Annotated in this window: 15 protein-coding genes; 8 read left to right on the top strand and 7 right to left on the bottom strand. The window is 61.8% G+C overall.

Going from position 1 to position 15,420, the window contains the following annotated elements:
* The first annotated feature begins 135 nt into the window (after positions 1-135).
* Both AC3IT6_RS16575 and dmeF read left to right on the top strand, forming a co-directional pair.
* Complete coding sequence (locus AC3IT6_RS16575) at positions 136-411, top strand: metal/formaldehyde-sensitive transcriptional repressor (protein ID WP_046037323.1); 276 nt, start codon at positions 136-138, stop codon at positions 409-411.
* 13 nt (positions 412-424) lie between these two features.
* On the top strand, positions 425-1,357 hold the full coding sequence (gene dmeF, locus AC3IT6_RS16570; protein ID WP_489351201.1) for a CDF family Co(II)/Ni(II) efflux transporter DmeF: 933 nt from the start codon (positions 425-427) through the stop codon (positions 1,355-1,357).
* A gap of 11 nt (positions 1,358-1,368) precedes the next feature.
* Here dmeF and AC3IT6_RS16565 read toward each other — a convergent pair whose 3' ends face one another.
* Complete coding sequence (locus AC3IT6_RS16565; RefSeq protein WP_489351199.1) at positions 1,369-2,478, bottom strand: cytochrome P450; 1,110 nt, start codon at positions 2,476-2,478, stop codon at positions 1,369-1,371.
* A 79-nt stretch (positions 2,479-2,557) separates the two neighbouring features.
* On the opposite strand from AC3IT6_RS16565, the gene AC3IT6_RS16560 reads away from it, so the two are divergent.
* On the top strand, positions 2,558-3,322 hold the full coding sequence (locus AC3IT6_RS16560; RefSeq protein ID WP_489351197.1) for an ArsR/SmtB family transcription factor: 765 nt from the start codon (positions 2,558-2,560) through the stop codon (positions 3,320-3,322).
* Between the two features lie 162 nt (positions 3,323-3,484).
* Here AC3IT6_RS16560 and AC3IT6_RS16555 read toward each other — a convergent pair whose 3' ends face one another.
* The 5 genes from AC3IT6_RS16555 to AC3IT6_RS16535 all read right to left on the bottom strand — a co-directional run bounded on the left by AC3IT6_RS16555 (position 3,485) and on the right by AC3IT6_RS16535 (position 9,744).
* Complete coding sequence (locus tag AC3IT6_RS16555; RefSeq protein ID WP_489351195.1) at positions 3,485-4,504, bottom strand: branched-chain amino acid aminotransferase; 1,020 nt, start codon at positions 4,502-4,504, stop codon at positions 3,485-3,487.
* A gap of 271 nt (positions 4,505-4,775) precedes the next feature.
* Positions 4,776-6,158, bottom strand: a complete 1,383-nt coding sequence (lpdA, locus tag AC3IT6_RS16550) for a dihydrolipoyl dehydrogenase (RefSeq protein WP_489351193.1) — start codon at positions 6,156-6,158, stop codon at positions 4,776-4,778.
* A gap of 18 nt (positions 6,159-6,176) precedes the next feature.
* Positions 6,177-7,448 (bottom strand): dihydrolipoamide acetyltransferase family protein, encoded by a 1,272-nt coding sequence (locus AC3IT6_RS16545; protein WP_489351191.1) that lies wholly within the window; start codon positions 7,446-7,448, stop codon positions 6,177-6,179.
* Entirely contained in the window at positions 7,449-8,507 is a 1,059-nt protein-coding gene (locus AC3IT6_RS16540; protein WP_150759433.1) for an alpha-ketoacid dehydrogenase subunit beta, read from the bottom strand. It lies immediately after the preceding gene.
* Between the two features lies 1 nt (position 8,508).
* Positions 8,509-9,744: a 3-methyl-2-oxobutanoate dehydrogenase (2-methylpropanoyl-transferring) subunit alpha gene (locus AC3IT6_RS16535; RefSeq protein ID WP_056727828.1), complete on the bottom strand. Its 1,236-nt coding sequence runs from the start codon at positions 9,742-9,744 to the stop codon at positions 8,509-8,511.
* Between the two features lie 185 nt (positions 9,745-9,929).
* Between AC3IT6_RS16535 and bkdR the strand changes: the two genes are divergently transcribed.
* A complete protein-coding gene (gene bkdR / locus AC3IT6_RS16530) occupies positions 9,930-10,418 on the top strand; it encodes a Bkd operon transcriptional regulator BkdR (RefSeq protein WP_007976593.1) in 489 nt (162 codons plus the stop codon).
* A gap of 9 nt (positions 10,419-10,427) precedes the next feature.
* Here bkdR and AC3IT6_RS16525 read toward each other — a convergent pair whose 3' ends face one another.
* On the bottom strand, positions 10,428-11,291 hold the full coding sequence (locus AC3IT6_RS16525; protein ID WP_489351188.1) for an MBL fold metallo-hydrolase: 864 nt from the start codon (positions 11,289-11,291) through the stop codon (positions 10,428-10,430).
* Positions 11,292-11,409: 118 nt separating this feature from the next.
* Between AC3IT6_RS16525 and AC3IT6_RS16520 the strand changes: the two genes are divergently transcribed.
* From AC3IT6_RS16520 to AC3IT6_RS16505, 4 genes are all read left to right on the top strand, one after another.
* Entirely contained in the window at positions 11,410-11,751 is a 342-nt protein-coding gene (locus AC3IT6_RS16520; RefSeq protein ID WP_056727818.1) for an ArsR/SmtB family transcription factor, read from the top strand.
* Positions 11,752-11,918: 167 nt separating this feature from the next.
* Positions 11,919-13,163 (top strand): NAD(P)/FAD-dependent oxidoreductase, encoded by a 1,245-nt coding sequence (locus tag AC3IT6_RS16515; RefSeq protein WP_489351185.1) that lies wholly within the window; start codon positions 11,919-11,921, stop codon positions 13,161-13,163.
* Between the two features lie 9 nt (positions 13,164-13,172).
* Positions 13,173-13,979, top strand: coding sequence for a sulfite exporter TauE/SafE family protein (locus AC3IT6_RS16510; RefSeq protein ID WP_489351183.1), 807 nt, complete (start codon positions 13,173-13,175; stop codon positions 13,977-13,979).
* A gap of 211 nt (positions 13,980-14,190) precedes the next feature.
* Positions 14,191-15,375: a porin gene (locus AC3IT6_RS16505; RefSeq protein WP_489351181.1), complete on the top strand. Its 1,185-nt coding sequence runs from the start codon at positions 14,191-14,193 to the stop codon at positions 15,373-15,375.
* The last annotated feature ends 45 nt before the right edge of the window (positions 15,376-15,420 follow it).

The raw sequence follows: 15,420 nt of genomic DNA, 5'->3' as shown, positions 1-15,420 counted from the left end.
CATGTCACCAATCAACGAATACGCCACGGCCATCGAACTGCTGGACGAGTCTTATCGGCACTGGACCGGTGAACACTTGCCAGGCTCCGCTCTATCGGCGAACATGCGCGCTATATAGGGGAAGGGGGTATAGGTATGTCGCACATTCACGAACACAAGGATGACTTGATCAAGCGGGTCAGACGGATTGCCGGGCAGGTGGAGGCCGTGGAGCGTGCGCTTGAGTCCGATGCCGATTGCGCCAAGACCCTGCACCTGGTCGCCGCCATCCGGGGTGCGGTCAATGGTCTGCTGGAGCAGTTCATCGACGCCCATGCCCGCGAGCACGTGGCCCATCCGGACCTGAGCGATGAAGAGCGCGCCCAGGGCGTGGAAGACTTGTTGCTGGCCATCCGCCGTTACGCCAAATAGAGGCCTGAATTCCATGAAACAGACACCCCAGGCGTCGCGTTTTGCCCACGATCATGTGTTTCTCGGCGCATCCCATGATGAAAACGCTCGACGCACCTTATGGGTGGTGGCGCTGACGTTTGTGATGATGATTGGCGAAATTGCCGCCGGTTACATCACCGGTTCCATGGCGCTGCTGGCCGATGGTTTTCACATGGCCACCCATGCCGGGGCCTTGGGCATCGCGGCAGCGGCCTATGGATTCGCACGGCGCAATGCCAACAACGCGCGCTACAGCTTCGGCACCGGCAAGGTCGGGGATCTCGCGGGTTTTGCCTCGGCCATGGTGCTGGGGCTGGTGGCGATCGGCATTGCCGGTGAATCCGTCTATCGCCTGTTTCAGCCGACGACTGTGGCATTCACCGAAGCGACGGTGATTGCGGTGGTGGGGCTGGCGGTGAACATCGCCAGTGCCTTTTTGCTGGCGGGCGGCCATGGTCATCATGGCCACGATCACGGACACAGCCATGACCACGGCCATCATCACCATCACGACAACAACCTGCGCTCGGCTTATGTCCATGTGCTGGCCGACGCCTTGACCTCGGTGCTGGCGATTGCCGCATTACTGGCCGGGAGCTATCTGGGGTGGGTGTGGCTGGACCCGGTGATGGGCATCGTGGGCGCCATCGTGATCGCGAAATGGGCCGTTGGATTGATGCGTGACAGCGCTGCGGTGTTGCTCGATGTCACGGATGAGCACGTTGCCGATGAAATCCGTGAACTGCTGGAGTCATCGGACGATGTGCGTATCAGCGATCTGCATGTCTGGCAGGTCGGCCCCCAGGCGCGGGCCGCGATTGTCAGCGTTGTGGCCGCGGCCAATGTCAGTGCCGACACCATTCGCGAACGCCTGGCGCCGGTCCATGAACTGTCTCACCTGACCGTCGAATACCGCACGGCTTGAGCGGTTTTCGGTCAGTCTCGGAACAGCGGAATCCGTCCATTCGTGGATGGGCGGTAATGCCAGGTCAGGCGATCCTGTGCCGGCTTCATCGCCAGAATTTGCCGGACGGTAGCGCCAGCAATGCATAACGCCAGGCGTTGCCCCGGACATTGATGGCGCCCCGCACCAAAGGTAAAGCTGCGCCGGTTCGGGCGGTCGAGCAGGAAGATATCGGGGTTGTCGTTGAGCTGCGGGTCGCGATTGGCCGAGGCCAGCAGCACCAGGATCACGTCTGCGGGGCTCAGCCTCACGCCGTCAATCTCGCAAGGGGTGGCGACGAAGCGGCGGGTGTTCTGTACCGGCGGGTCGAAGCGCTGCACTTCGGCCAGCAGGTCTTCGACAGGGGTTGATTCGCTGCGCAACGACGGCTGTTGAATCAAAGCCAGCACGGCGTTGCCAATCAACCCGGCAGTGGCCTCGAAGGTCTGGGAGAACAGGCCGATCAGGTTGGCGATCAGGGTTTGCGGCGCGCCGGATGCGAAACGTTGGCGGATGCCTGCCAGCAAAGGGCTGTGGTTGTGCGGATCGTCGAGCAATTCGATGAAATAACCGCTCAACTGTTCGGCTGCACTGTGGGCGGTAGTCAATTGTGCCGTGTCACTCAAGGGCGACAGGCAGGCGACGAAATCCGCCGTCAACTCGCTGATGGCGCGGCCCTGGGCCGGGGTGAACCCCAACAACGCCGCCACCACGCACACCGGTCCACGAAACATGGCGTTGTACAGGCCAGTGGCATCCGCGGTAATCAATCGGGCGCTGACCAGGGCTTCGACTTCCCGCGCATCGATCAACTCCAGCCCCGGCGCAATCGCCGACCGTGGGCAACGCTGGCGTTCACCTTCATTCATGCGCATCAATTGGCCGAACACCTGGCCGGCCATGCCGTGGGCGATCGCCTTGGGGACTGGCTCCTGCGCGGGGCGCACGTGGCAATCGGGATGCCCCAGCACGGCGGCCACCGCCCGGGCGCTGCTGGCCACCCACAGGTTCAGCCCCGGATGAAAAGTCAGCCCACCGTTGGCACGCAGTTGTGCGTAGTAGGGATAGGGATCGGCATGGGTCGCAGCGATGATCGGGTCCATGGGTCACAGCCTTTTGTTGTTGGAAAGTGTTGCTACTATCTCCAGTCCGAAAGGGCATTGATTCGTCCGGGAGCGAAATATGAGCGCGGAACAACACGACATCGGCGTCTCGCAGGTGGCAGCAGCCATCGCTGAGCCGGCGCGGACGAAAATCCTCTGTTCGCTGATGGACGGCCACGCCCGCACCAGCACCGAACTGGCGGCGGTGGCCGAAGTCAGCGCGTCGACCGCCAGTGCCCACCTGGCCAAACTCAAGGAGCTGGCGCTGGTGCGACTGCACGTCCAGGGGCGTCACCGCTATTACAGCCTGGCGGACAAGCGCGTGGCCCAGGCCCTGGAGGCACTGATGGTGATCGGCCAGAACACCGCGCCGAGGTTCCAGGCGCGGACCCCGGATCGCCTGCAATTTGCCCGCACCTGCTACGACCACATGGCGGGAACCCTGGCGGTGCTGTTGCATGACCGGATGCTTGAAGCGGGCTGGCTTGAAGAAACCGACGAACAGGCCTATCGCTTGAGCGACAGTGGTTCGGCAATGTTTCAAGGGCTCGGGATCGAGGTACAGGACTTGAGCACATTGCGTCGCCGTTTTGCCTGCCCGTGCCTGGACTGGAGCATGCGCCGGCCCCATCTGGGCGGGTCGCTGGGGGCGGCGTTGCTGCAAACGGCGCTCAGGCGCAAGTGGGTGACCCAGGATCTGGACAGTCGGGCGTTGGCGTTGACGGCGTTGGGGCGCAAGGAGTTTGGAAGGCGGTTTGGAATCGAATTGCCGTTGGTGGTTGAGGGTAATGTCAAAGTGTCGCAAATGACGGCAGGTTCGGTGGAGTTCGGGAACATTCGCTGACTGACGATAGGTGTATTCCGGGTGCTTCTGTATTGAATGCAATGCCGTCATCGCGAGCAAGCTCGCTCCCACAGGGGGGAGTGGTGGGTTTGTCAGTACAATGCAAACAAAAAGCCCCCCATCGGTCACCCGATGGGGGGCTTTTGTGCGTCTGGCGTCAGGTCAAACCTTGACGATCCAGCCCGCTGGCGCTTCGATGTCGCCGGTTTGCACGCCGGTCAGCTCTTTGTAGAGCTTCTGGGTGATCGGGCCGACTTCGGTTTCGCTGTGGAACACGTGCAGGTGGTCGTTGTAGTTGATGCCGCCAATCGGCGTGATCACCGCAGCGGTACCGCAAGCACCGGCTTCCTTGAAGTCGGAGAGCTTGTCGATGAACACGTCGCCTTCGACCACGTCCAGACCCAGGCGGGACCTGGCCAGCTCGATCAGCGACAGACGGGTGATGCCCGGCAGTACCGATGGCGAGTTCGGGGTCACGAACTTGTTGTCGTGGGTGATCCCGAAGAAGTTGGCCGAACCGACTTCCTCGATCTTGGTGTGGGTCAGTGGGTCCAGGTAGATGCAGTCGGCGAAATGCGCTTTCTTGGCCTGGGAGCCCGGCATCAGGCTGGCGGCGTAGTTGCCACCGACCTTGGCGGCACCGGTGCCTTGTGGCGCGGCGCGGTCGTAGCTGGAGATCAGGAAGTTGTGCGGGGTCAGGCCGCCCTTGAAGTAGGCGCCAACCGGGATGCAGAAGATCGAGAAGATGAACTCGGGGGCGGTACGCACGCCGATGTTGTCACCCACGCCGATCACGAACGGACGCAGGTACAGCGCGCCGCCGGTGCCGTACGGCGGAATGAAACGCTCGTTGGCGCGGACCACTGCCTTGCAGGCTTCGATGAACTGCTCGGTTTCCACCTGCGGCATCAGCAGGCGCGCACAGCTGCGCTGCATGCGCAGGGCGTTCTGGTCCGGGCGGAACAGGTTGATCGAGCCGTCCTTGCAACGATAGGCCTTCATGCCTTCGAAGCATTGCTGGCCATAGTGAAGGGCAGTGGAGCCTTCGCTGATGTGCAGCACGTTATCTTCGGTCAGGGTGCCTTTGTCCCACTCGCCATTGCGAAAGTACGACAGATAGCGCTTGTCGGTCTTGATGTAGTCAAAACCCAGCTTGTCCCAATTGATGCTTTCGTTACCCATGACACCCTCTATCACTGAACAACCGCCGAAACGGTTCAAGGCTTCTGACGTTTTTTGGATGGGGACAACAATACTTCATTCTTGGGCTAAATCGCAGCCCAGACTATCGGCTGATCGGCAGATAATTCGCATTGACCTTGAGAATTCGCGAGCAAGCCCGCTCCCACATTCGATCTCTGTTTGCCATTAGATCCTGCAAACACCACAAATCCCCTGTGGGAGCGAGCTTGCTCGCGATGGGGCCATCACAGCCGCCATCAATCGCCCTGAATCACATATGCAACGCATGCCCCAACGCCCGCAACGCCGCTTCCTGCACCGCCTCACCCAGCGTCGGGTGGGCATGGATGGTGCCACCGATGTCTTCCAGCCGCGCGCCCATTTCCAGGCTTTGCGCGAACGCCGTGGACAACTCCGACACCCCAACGCCCACCGCCTGCCAGCCGACAATCACATGATTGTCGCGACGGGCGACCACTCGCACGAAGCCGCTTTTCGACTCCAGGGTCATCGCCCGGCCATTGGCGGCGAACGGGAAGCTCGACACGATGCAGTCCAGACCTGCGGCGTTGGCCTCGTCCGGGGTCTTGCCGACCACCACCAGTTCCGGGTCGGTGAAGCACACGGCGGCGATGGCGGTCGGGTTGAACTCGCGGGATTTACCGCTGATCAGCTCGGCGACCATCTCGCCCTGGGCCATGGCCCGGTGGGCGAGCATGGGTTCGCCGCTCAGGTCACCGATGGCATACACGTTGCGCATGCTGGTCTGGCAGCGGTGGTCGATCTTGATCGACGAACCGTTCATGTCCAGGTTCAGCGCTTCGAGGTTCCAGCCCTGGGTGTTCGGCTTGCGACCGACGGCCACCAGCACCTGATCGGTTTCCAGGTTCAAGGTCGCGCCGTTCGGGGCCAGTACTTGCAGTGTATTTTCTTTTGAATCAAAGCCTTGCACGCTATGTTTCAAGTAAAGCTTCACGCCGAGTTTTCTCAGTTCGTCGTGCACCGGCTGGGTCAGTTCGGCGTCGTAGGCCGGCAGGATGCGTTCCTGCGCTTCCACCACGCTGACCTCGGCGCCGAGCTTGCGATAGGCAATGCCCAGCTCCAGACCGATGTAACCACCGCCGACCACGATCAAGCGCTTGGGCACGGATGTCGGCGCCAGGGCTTCGGTGGACGAGATGATCGGCCCGCCAATCGGCAATATCGGCAGGTTTACGCTTTTCGAACCGGTGGCCAGCACCAGGTGCTCGCACAGAATGCGCGTGTCGCCGACATCGATGGTTTTACCGTCAACCACCTTGGCCCAGCCTTGAATGACCTGGACCTTGTTCTTTTTCAGCAGCGCCGCGACGCCGGTGGTCAGGCGATCGACGATGCCGTCCTTCCACTCGACGCTCTTGGTGATATCGAGGGAAGGCGCCGAAACGCTGATGCCCAGGGCCGAAAGCTGATGGTGGTGCTGCGTCTGGTGAAACTGCTCGGCGACGTGAATCAGTGCCTTGGACGGAATGCAGCCGATGTTCAGGCAGGTGCCGCCCAGGGATTGGCCTTCCACCAGAATGGTCGGGATGCCCAACTGACCGGCACGGATCGCCGTCACATAACCGCCGGGACCGCCACCGATGATCAGCAGAGTGGTGTTCAAAGTCTGCATGTCTTTCTCCACAAATGCTTAATCAACAAAGAGCGTGGCGGGTTGTTCGAGCAGAGCGCGAATGGCCTGGATGAATAGCGCCGCATCCATGCCGTCGACCACGCGGTGATCGAAGGAGCTGGAGAGGTTCATCATCTTGCGGATCACGATCTGGCCTTTGATCACCATTGGCCGTTCGACGATCTTGTTCACGCCGACAATCGCCACCTCCGGCAGGTTCAGCACCGGCGTGCTGACGATGCCGCCCAAGGCGCCAAGGCTGGTCAGGGTGATGGTCGAACCGGACAACTCGTCGCGGCTGGCCTTGCCGTTGCGCGCGGCAGTGGCCAGGCGAGCGATTTCCGCTGCGCTGTCCCACAGGCTACGGGCTTCGGCGTGACGCACCACCGGCACCATCAGGCCTACGTCGCTCTGGGTCGCGACGCCCACATGCACCGCGCCGAGGCGGGTGATGACCTGGGCTTCGTCGTCGTAGCGGGCGTTCATCTGCGGGAAGTCGCGCAGGGCGACGACCATGGCGCGGACCAGGAATGGCAGCAAAGTCAGCTTGCCGCGGGTCGCGCCGTGTTTTTCGTTGAGATGCGCGCGCAGCTCTTCCACGGCGGTGACGTCGATTTCTTCGACATAACTGAAGTGGGCGGCGCGCTGGGTGGCGTCCTGCATGCGCTGGGCAATCTTGCGGCGCATGCCGATCACCGGGATCTGCTGCTCGTCAGTGCGCTGGGTGTAAGCGCTGCTGACCGTCGATGCATTCGACTGACCCTGGGCCAGATAGGCGTCGAGGTCTTCATGCAGCACGCGACCGGCGGGGCCGGTGCCACGCACCAGGCGCAATTGAATGCCGAGGTCCAGCGCATGCTTGCGCACGGCCGGGGAGGCCAGTGGGCGTTCATCGGCTGCGCGAGCCACCATCGGACCCTGGCAAACGGCAGCTTTCGGCGCTGGGGCAGCGACCGGTTTGCTTTCAACCACGGCTTCAACTTTGGGTGCGGCCACCGGGGCTTCTTTGACGGGAACCGGTTGCGCCGATTCCTTAACGTTGCCCGCGCCTTCGACTTCAATGCTGATCAGCACACTGCCAACCGCCATGACTTCGCCCGGCTGGCCGCCAAGGGCGATGACCTTGCCATGCACTGGCGACGGGATATCGACCATCGCCTTGTCGGTCATGACATCGGCCAGCACCTGATCTTCGACGACCATGTCGCCGACCTTGACGTGCCATACCGACAATTCAACTTCTGCAATGCCTTCACCAATGTCCGGCATTTTAATGACGTGCGTGCCCATTCAGACCTCCATGACCCGTTTCAACGCCGCGCCCACTCGGGACGGGCCTGGGAAATACGCCCACTCTTGCGCGTGTGGGTAGGGGGTGTCCCAACCGGTGACGCGTTCGATCGGCGCTTCCAGGTGGTGGAAGCAATGCTCTTGCACCAGCGACACCAGTTCGGCGCCGAAACCGCAGGTACGGGTGGCTTCGTGCACCACCACGCAACGGCCGGTCTTTTTCACCGATTTGACGATGGTTTCCAGGTCCAGCGGCCACAGGCTGCGCAGGTCGATGACTTCGGCGTCGACGCCGCTTTCTTCAGCAGCGACTTGCGACACGTACACGGTGGTGCCGTAGGTCAGCACGGTGACGTCCTTACCCGGACGGGTGATCGCAGCGACGTCCAGCGGCACGGTGTAGTAACCGTCCGGTACTTGCGCGGCGGGGTGCTTCGACCACGGGGTTACCGGGCGGTCGTGGTGGCCGTCGAACGGGCCGTTGTACAGGCGTTTCGGCTCGAGGAAGATCACCGGGTCATCGTTTTCGATGGAGGCAATCAACAGGCCCTTGGCGTCGTACGGGTTGGACGGCATCACCGTGCGCAAACCGCAGACCTGGGTGAACATCGCCTCGATGCTCTGGCTGTGGGTCTGGCCGCCGTAGATGCCGCCGCCACATGGCATGCGCAGGGTCATCGGCGCGGTGAACTCGCCGGCCGAGCGATAACGCAGGCGGGCGGCTTCGGAAATGATCTGGTCGGAGGCCGGGTACACATAGTCGGCGAACTGGATCTCGGCTACCGGACGCAGACCGTAGGCGCCCATGCCCACGGCGACACCGACGATGCCGCTTTCGGAGATCGGCGCGTCGAATACCCGGGAGGTGCCGTACTTGTTCTGCAGGCCTTCGGTGCAGCGGAACACGCCGCCGAAGTAGCCCACGTCCTGGCCGAAGACCACGACGTTGTCATCACGCTCAAGCATCACATCCATGGCCGAGCGCAGGGCCTGGATCATGGTCATGGTGGTCGTGGTCATGGCGGTTTCCAGCTCGATATTGATGTTGTGATCGTTCATGTCAGATCCCCAACTCTTGGCGCTGGCGCTTCAAGTGCTCCGGCATCTCTTTGTAGACGTCTTCGAACATGGTCGCGGCGCTCGGAATCTGTCCGCCGGCGAGGGTGCCGTACTGTTCGGCTTCTTTCTGTGCGGCGATCACTTCGGCTTCCAGTTCGGCGCTGACGGCGGCGTGTTCCTCTTCGGACCAATGACCGGTCTTGATCAGGTGCTGCTTGAGGCGCGCAATCGGATCACCCAGCGGGAAGTGGCTCCAGTCATCGGCGGGACGGTATTTCGACGGATCATCGGAGGTCGAGTGCGGGCCGGCGCGGTAGGTGACCCATTCGATCATGGTCGGGCCGAGGCCGCGGCGGGCGCGTTCGGCGGCCCAGGCAGAGGCGGCGTAGACCGCGTAGAAATCGTTGCCATCGACCCGCAGGGAGGCGATGCCGCAACCGACGCCGCGACCGGCGAAGGTGGTGGCTTCACCACCGGCAATCGCCTGGAAGGTGGAGATCGCCCACTGGTTGTTGACCACGTTGAGGATCACCGGCGCGCGGTACACGTGGGCGAAGGTCAGGGCGGTGTGGAAGTCCGACTCGGCGGTGGCGCCGTCGCCGATCCACGCCGAAGCGATTTTGGTGTCACCCTTGATCGCCGAGGCCATGCCCCAGCCCACACCTTGAATGAACTGGGTGGCGAGGTTGCCGGAGATGGTGAAGAAACCGGACTCCTTGACCGAGTACATGATTGGCAACTGACGCCCCTTGAGCGGATCGCGCTCGTTGGACAGCAGCTGGCAGATCAGGCCGACCAGCGGCACGTCGCGGGCCATCAGGATGCTTTGCTGGCGGTAGGTCGGGAAACACATGTCGTCGATGTTCAGGGCCAGGGCCTGGGCGCTGCCGATGGCTTCTTCGCCGAGGCTCTGCATGTAGAACGACATCTTTTTCTGACGCTGGGCGACCACCATGCGGTTGTCGTAGATGCGGGTCTTGAGCATGGCACGCATGCCCTTGCGCAGGATCTCGCTAGAGACGCCTTCGGCCCAGGGACCGAGGGCATTGCCCTGGTCGTCGAGCACGCGAATCAGGCCACGGGCCAGGTCAGCCGTGTCAGCCGGTTCAACGTCGATTTGGGGTTTGCGCACCGTGCCGGCATCGGTCAGATGCAGGTAGGAGAAGTCGGTTTTACAGCCGGGACGGCCCGAGGGTTCGGGGACGTGCAGGCGCAGCGGTTCATACGCTTGGGTCATGGCTTCTACGCTCGATCTTGTGAATTTCTTGTAGTGAGCTGACAGATTTCGTTCGGTAGAAGAAATCTTGTCCTACAACAATCATAGGCCCGGCCAAGAAGAATATTTCTCTCTGTTTCGTTGCGCTGAAGATCATTTGCAGATAAAAAACCTGCATAAACATAAAAAACAGGTGGTTTTGTCTCATGCGCAAACTGGACCGTACCGATATCGGCATTCTCAACAGCCTTCAGGAGAACGCGCGCATCACCAACGCCGACCTGGCGCGTTCGGTGAACCTGTCGCCGACGCCGTGTTTCAACCGGGTCAAGGCCATGGAAGAACTGGGGGTGATTCGCGAGCAAGTGACGCTGCTGGACGCCGACCTGCTGGGGCTGCATGTGAACGTGTTCATTCACGTCAGCCTGGAGAAGCAGGTGGAGGAGGCGTTGCAGCATTTCGAAGAGGCGATTTCCGATCGCCCCGAAGTGATGGAGTGCTACCTGATGGCCGGCGACCCGGACTATCTGATCCGGGTGCTGGTGCCGACCATCCAGTCGCTGGAGCGCTTCATGATGGACTTTCTGACCAAGGTGCCGGGGGTGGCGAACATCCGGTCGAGCTTTGCGCTCAAGCAGGTGCGGTACAAGACTGCGCTGCCGTTGCCGGCGAATGGGCTGACCCTGGGGAATTAAACGTCGATCTTAAAATTTGTTAAGCGGAATCTTCAGGTAAGTCACGCCATTGTCCTCTGCCGGCGGCAGTTCTCCCGCCCGCACATTGACCTGAATCGCCGGCAATAGCAGCGTCGGCATGCCCAGCCCGGCATCACGCCGGGTGCGCATGTCGACGAAGGCGGCTTCGTCGATGCCGTCGCGCACGTGGATGTTGCTTTTGCGCTGTTCGCCCACCGTGGTCATGCATTGGGGCGCGCGGCCCTCGGGCGGATAATCGTGGCAGATGTAGAGTCGCACGTCGGCGGGGAAGGCCAGCAGCTTGTGGATCGAGGCGTACATCTGATTGGCATTGCCGCCGGGAAAGTCGCAGCGCGCGGTGCCCACGTCCGGCATGAACAGTGTATCGCCGACCAGGATCACATCGTTGCCGATCAGGTAGGCCATGTCCGCCGGGGTATGGCCAGGCACGTGCAGGGCGGTCGCCTTGAGGTTGCCGATCATGAACGATTCGTTGGGGGCGAAGAGGTGGTCGAACTGGGAACCGTCGATGCGAAAGGATGGCTCCAGATTGAACAGTGCCTTGAACACGTCCTGGACCTTGCTGATCGACTCGCCAATGGCGATCTTGCCGCCCAACTCCCCGCGCAGATACGGCGCGGCGGACAGGTGATCGGCATGGGCGTGGGTTTCCAACAACCATTGCACTTGCAAGTGACGGGCGCGGACGAAGGCGATGATTTTGTCGGCCTGGGTGGTCGCGGTACGCCCGGCGGCCCCGTCGTAGTCGAGCACCGGATCGACAATCGCACACTGCCCGCCATCAGCCTCGTAGACCACGTAGCTGTAGGTCGAGGAGGCGGGGTCGAGGAAAGCTTCAATCAGTGCGGGCATGGACACGAACCTGTGCTGGGGTAGAAAAGTCGGACGACGAAAAGTCAGCCATGGGTTGCAACACTTTATGTAAAGACATAATGTTCGCAGCTTAAGTGACGTTGAAGGCATCCTGCAAATGCAATCCAGTCTGACCGAATGTGAAGTCGCCCAACTGCGCGCCTCGGCCTCCAAGGCGTGTGCGCTGCTCAAGGCCCTGGCCAATGAGGATCGCCTGTTGATCCTGTGCCAGCTGACCCAGGGCGAACGCAACGTAGGCGAGCTGGAAAAAATGACCGGCGTGCGCCAACCGACCCTGTCCCAGCAATTGGGGATCCTGCGCGATGAAGGACTGGTCGCCACCCGTCGTGAAGGCAAGTACATTTTTTACGGTCTCGCCAGTCACGAAGTGATCCAGGTGATGAAAACCCTCTCCGGGCTTTATTGCGGGGCGGTGTTTAAAAGCTGGGTTCAGCCCTGATGCCAGCCAACTCAACATAACCCTGTGGGAGCGGGCTTGCTCGCGAAGGCGGTGTGTCAGCCAACGTTTATGTCTACTGACACAATGCTTTCGCGAGCAAGCCCGCTCCCACATTGGTTTTGTGTATTGACTAGAAAAATCCTTGCGTGCAGCAAAAGGAACAAGCAATGAACGATCAACACTGGGGCCCATCCATCAGTGCAGATATCGTGGTCATCGGCGGCGGCACCGCGGGCATCGGCCTTGTCGCCAGCCTGCTCAAGCGTAGCCCGCATCTGAACATCACCGTGATCGAACCCGACTCCCGGCACTACTATCAACCGGCCTGGACGCTGGTCGGCGGCGGTGCCTATAACGTGGAAAACACCGTGCGGCCGATGGCGTCGGTGATGCCGCGCGGGGCCCATTGGCTGCAGGCTGCCGTGACGGGCATCGATCCCGACAAGCGCCAACTCACCCTCGGTGACGGGCGCACGGTCAGCTATCAAAACCTGGTGGTCTGCCCCGGCCTGCGCCTGGCCTGGGAGAAAATCGAAGGCCTGGAGGACACCCTCGGCCAGCACGGCGTGACCTCCAATTACAGTTATCGTCACGCGACCTACACCTGGGACCAGGTGCAGAAATTGCGTGGCGGCAAGGTGCTGTTCACCCAGCCGTCCATGCCGATCAAATGTGCCGGCGCGCCACAAAAGGCGCTGTACCTGTCCTGCGATCACTGGCGCAAGACCGGTGTGCTGAACAACATCGACGTCGAGTTCAATCTGGCGGGCGCGGCGCTGTTCGGTGTGGCGACCTTTGTCCCGCCGCTGATGAAGTACATCGAGAAGTACAAAGCCCGGTTGGCCTTCAACTCCAACCTGGTCAAGGTCGACGGCCCGGCGAAAACCGCGTGGTTCGACGTCAGGGATGCCGATGGCAATGTCACCCGCCAGGCCAAGACCTTTGACCTGCTGCATGTCGTTCCGCCTCAGGTGGCCCCGGATTTCGTCGCACGCAGCCCGCTGGCCGACAGCGCTGGCTGGTGCGAGGTCGATCCCCACAGCTTGCAGCATCCGCGTTATCCCGGCGTCTTCGCGCTGGGTGATATCTGCGGCACCACTAATGCAAAAACCGCCGCGGCGGTGCGCAAGCAGATCGTGGTGGTCGCCGAAAACCTGCTGGCCTTGCGCAAGCAACAACCGCTACCGCTGAAGTACGACGGCTATGGCTCCTGTCCGCTGACAGTGGAGAAGGGCAAGGTGATCCTTGCCGAGTTCGGGTACGCGGGCAAGTTGCTGCCGACCTTTCCCCTTGACCCGACGACTCCGCGCCGCTCGGCGTGGTGGCTGAAGGCGACACTGCTACCGTGGTTCTACTGGAACGGCATGCTCAAGGGCCGTGAGTGGCTGACACGTATGTCCAGGGTGGACTGAGAACTTCCTATGTTGCTGGCAAGTCTGTTTGGCGTAGTGATGGGGTTGGTGCTCGGCTTGACCGGCGCTGGCGGCGGTATTCTTGCAGTCCCGGCCCTGGTGTTGGGGTTGGGCTGGAGCATGACCCAGGCCGCTCCGGTGGCGTTGTTTGCGGTGGGCAGTGCGGCAGCGGTCGGCGCCATCGACGGCTTGCGCCATGGCCTGGTGCGTTATCGCGCGGCGCTGCTGATCGCGGCGTTGGGCGCGGTGTTTTCGCCGATGGGCATCTACTTTGCCCATCAGTTGCCGGAAAAGATCCTGATGATCCTGTTCAGCCTGCTGATGGTCGTGGTGGCCGGGCGAATGTTGCGCCGCGAGCGCAAGGACGAGGGCCCCAGCGATCACGGTCAGGCCAACTGGGGCCAGAAGAACTGCATGCTCAATCAACAGACCGGGCGCTTTTCCTGGACCGCCAAATGCACCGCGACCCTCGCCGCGCTCGGCGCAGTAACCGGCGTGGTCTCGGGATTGCTGGGGGTGGGCGGCGGTTTTCTGATTGTCCCGGCCTTCAAGCAACTGACTGATGTGCAGATGCGCGGGATCATCGCCACGTCGCTGATGGTGATCTGCCTGATTTCGGCCATCGGCGTGATCGGCGCCTTCCATGCCGGGGTGCGCATCGACGATTCGGGCATAGCCTTCATCGTCTCCAGCATCGTCGGCATGATCATCGGCCGCAAGCTCTGTGCCCGGGTGCCGGCGCGGGCGTTGCAGGTCGGGTTCGCCAGCATCTGCGTCGTGGTCGCCGCCTACATGCTGTTCAGGGCCAACGCCTAGCCGGTACCGGTTCCTGTGGACGCCACTCGGGTCCACAGGCCTACACCCTAAGTGGCGAGCCTCGCCGACCAGCGGTCTTACGCCATAGTGGTCACGCACCGCCGGCTCATCCAAAGCACCTGAAAACCACCCCCAAGGCAGCGTATGGCGCCGCCGGTCAGGTTTCGATAATCGCCTCCGACACTTAGTCCCCCCCGTTTCGGAGCGCGCCATGCACAACAATAAGAACGTCACGCATCGTTTTCTGCCGGCCTTGATCGCCAGCCTGTCTGCCTTTGGCCTGAGCCAGGTGGCCGAGGCGGATATCATGCTGTACGACAAGGACCAGACCACGTTCTCCACCGACGGCTACATCAACGCCTTCTACGTGAACAGCGATGTCGACCGCGCCGGCGAGCAGTTCGACCGTCGACAGTCGCGGGTCAAGATGGGCTTCTTGCCCAACTACCTGGGATTCAACATGGGCAAGCAGGTAGACGATCTCAAGCTCGGTGCCCGCGCCTCGTTCTGGGTCACCATTAACGACAGCCAAACCAACGGCACCGCCACCGCCATCGATGTGCGGCAGTTCTTCGGCACCGTGGCCAACCCGGAATGGGGCGAAGTGCTGATCGGCAAGGACTTCGGGCTGTTCGCCCGTTCCAACATCCTGCTCGACGAAATGCTCGCCGGTTACGGCCAGGTCAGCGATACGTTGGGGCTGGTGGATGGTGGCGGGGTGTCATTCGGCAACATCGGCACCGGTTATCCGTACCCGTTCCCGACCTCGCAGATCACCTATCGCACCCCGGTGATGGACGGTCTGCGCGTGGCGGTCGGCATCATGGACCCGGTGGACACCAACGACAGTAGCCCGACGGGCAAGGCCTATCAGGAAAACCCGCGTACCGAGAGCGAAGTCACCTATCAGTTCGACCTGGCCGGGGCCAAGATCTACAGCTGGGTCAACGGCAGCTACCAGACCTCGGACAACACCGATTCCACGGTCGAGACCGTCACCTCCAAAGGTGTCGGTTATGGCGTGCAGGCGAAGATGGGCGGCTTGTCCCTCACCGGGTCCGGCTTCCAGGCCAAGGGCATCAACCCGTTTTTCACCAACAATGCCGGCGAGCCGACCCTGCGCAACGTCGACAGCGACGGCTACCTGATGCAGGGCTCCTACAAACTGGGCAAGAACCGCCTGGCCTTGTCCTACGGCAAGACCAATGACGATGGCAACGGTGTGGTCGGCAGCGGCGCGGACTACGAGACCCGCGGCATCGCGTTGTTCCATGACGTGAACGACAACCTCAAGCTGGTGGCCGAGTACAACCAGTTCGAAATCAACGGCCACGACACCGACGAGCAAAACGAAGACACCGACACCTTTGCCGTGGGCGCGGTGCTGACCTGGTAACCCCGGGAGGTGGCCCTGGCCGTGCGCATCGCGGCGAGGGTCGCC

It is taken from the genome of Pseudomonas sp. KH_017 (assembly GCF_057840285.1).
This window is presented reverse-complemented; position numbering and strand designations above follow the sequence as displayed.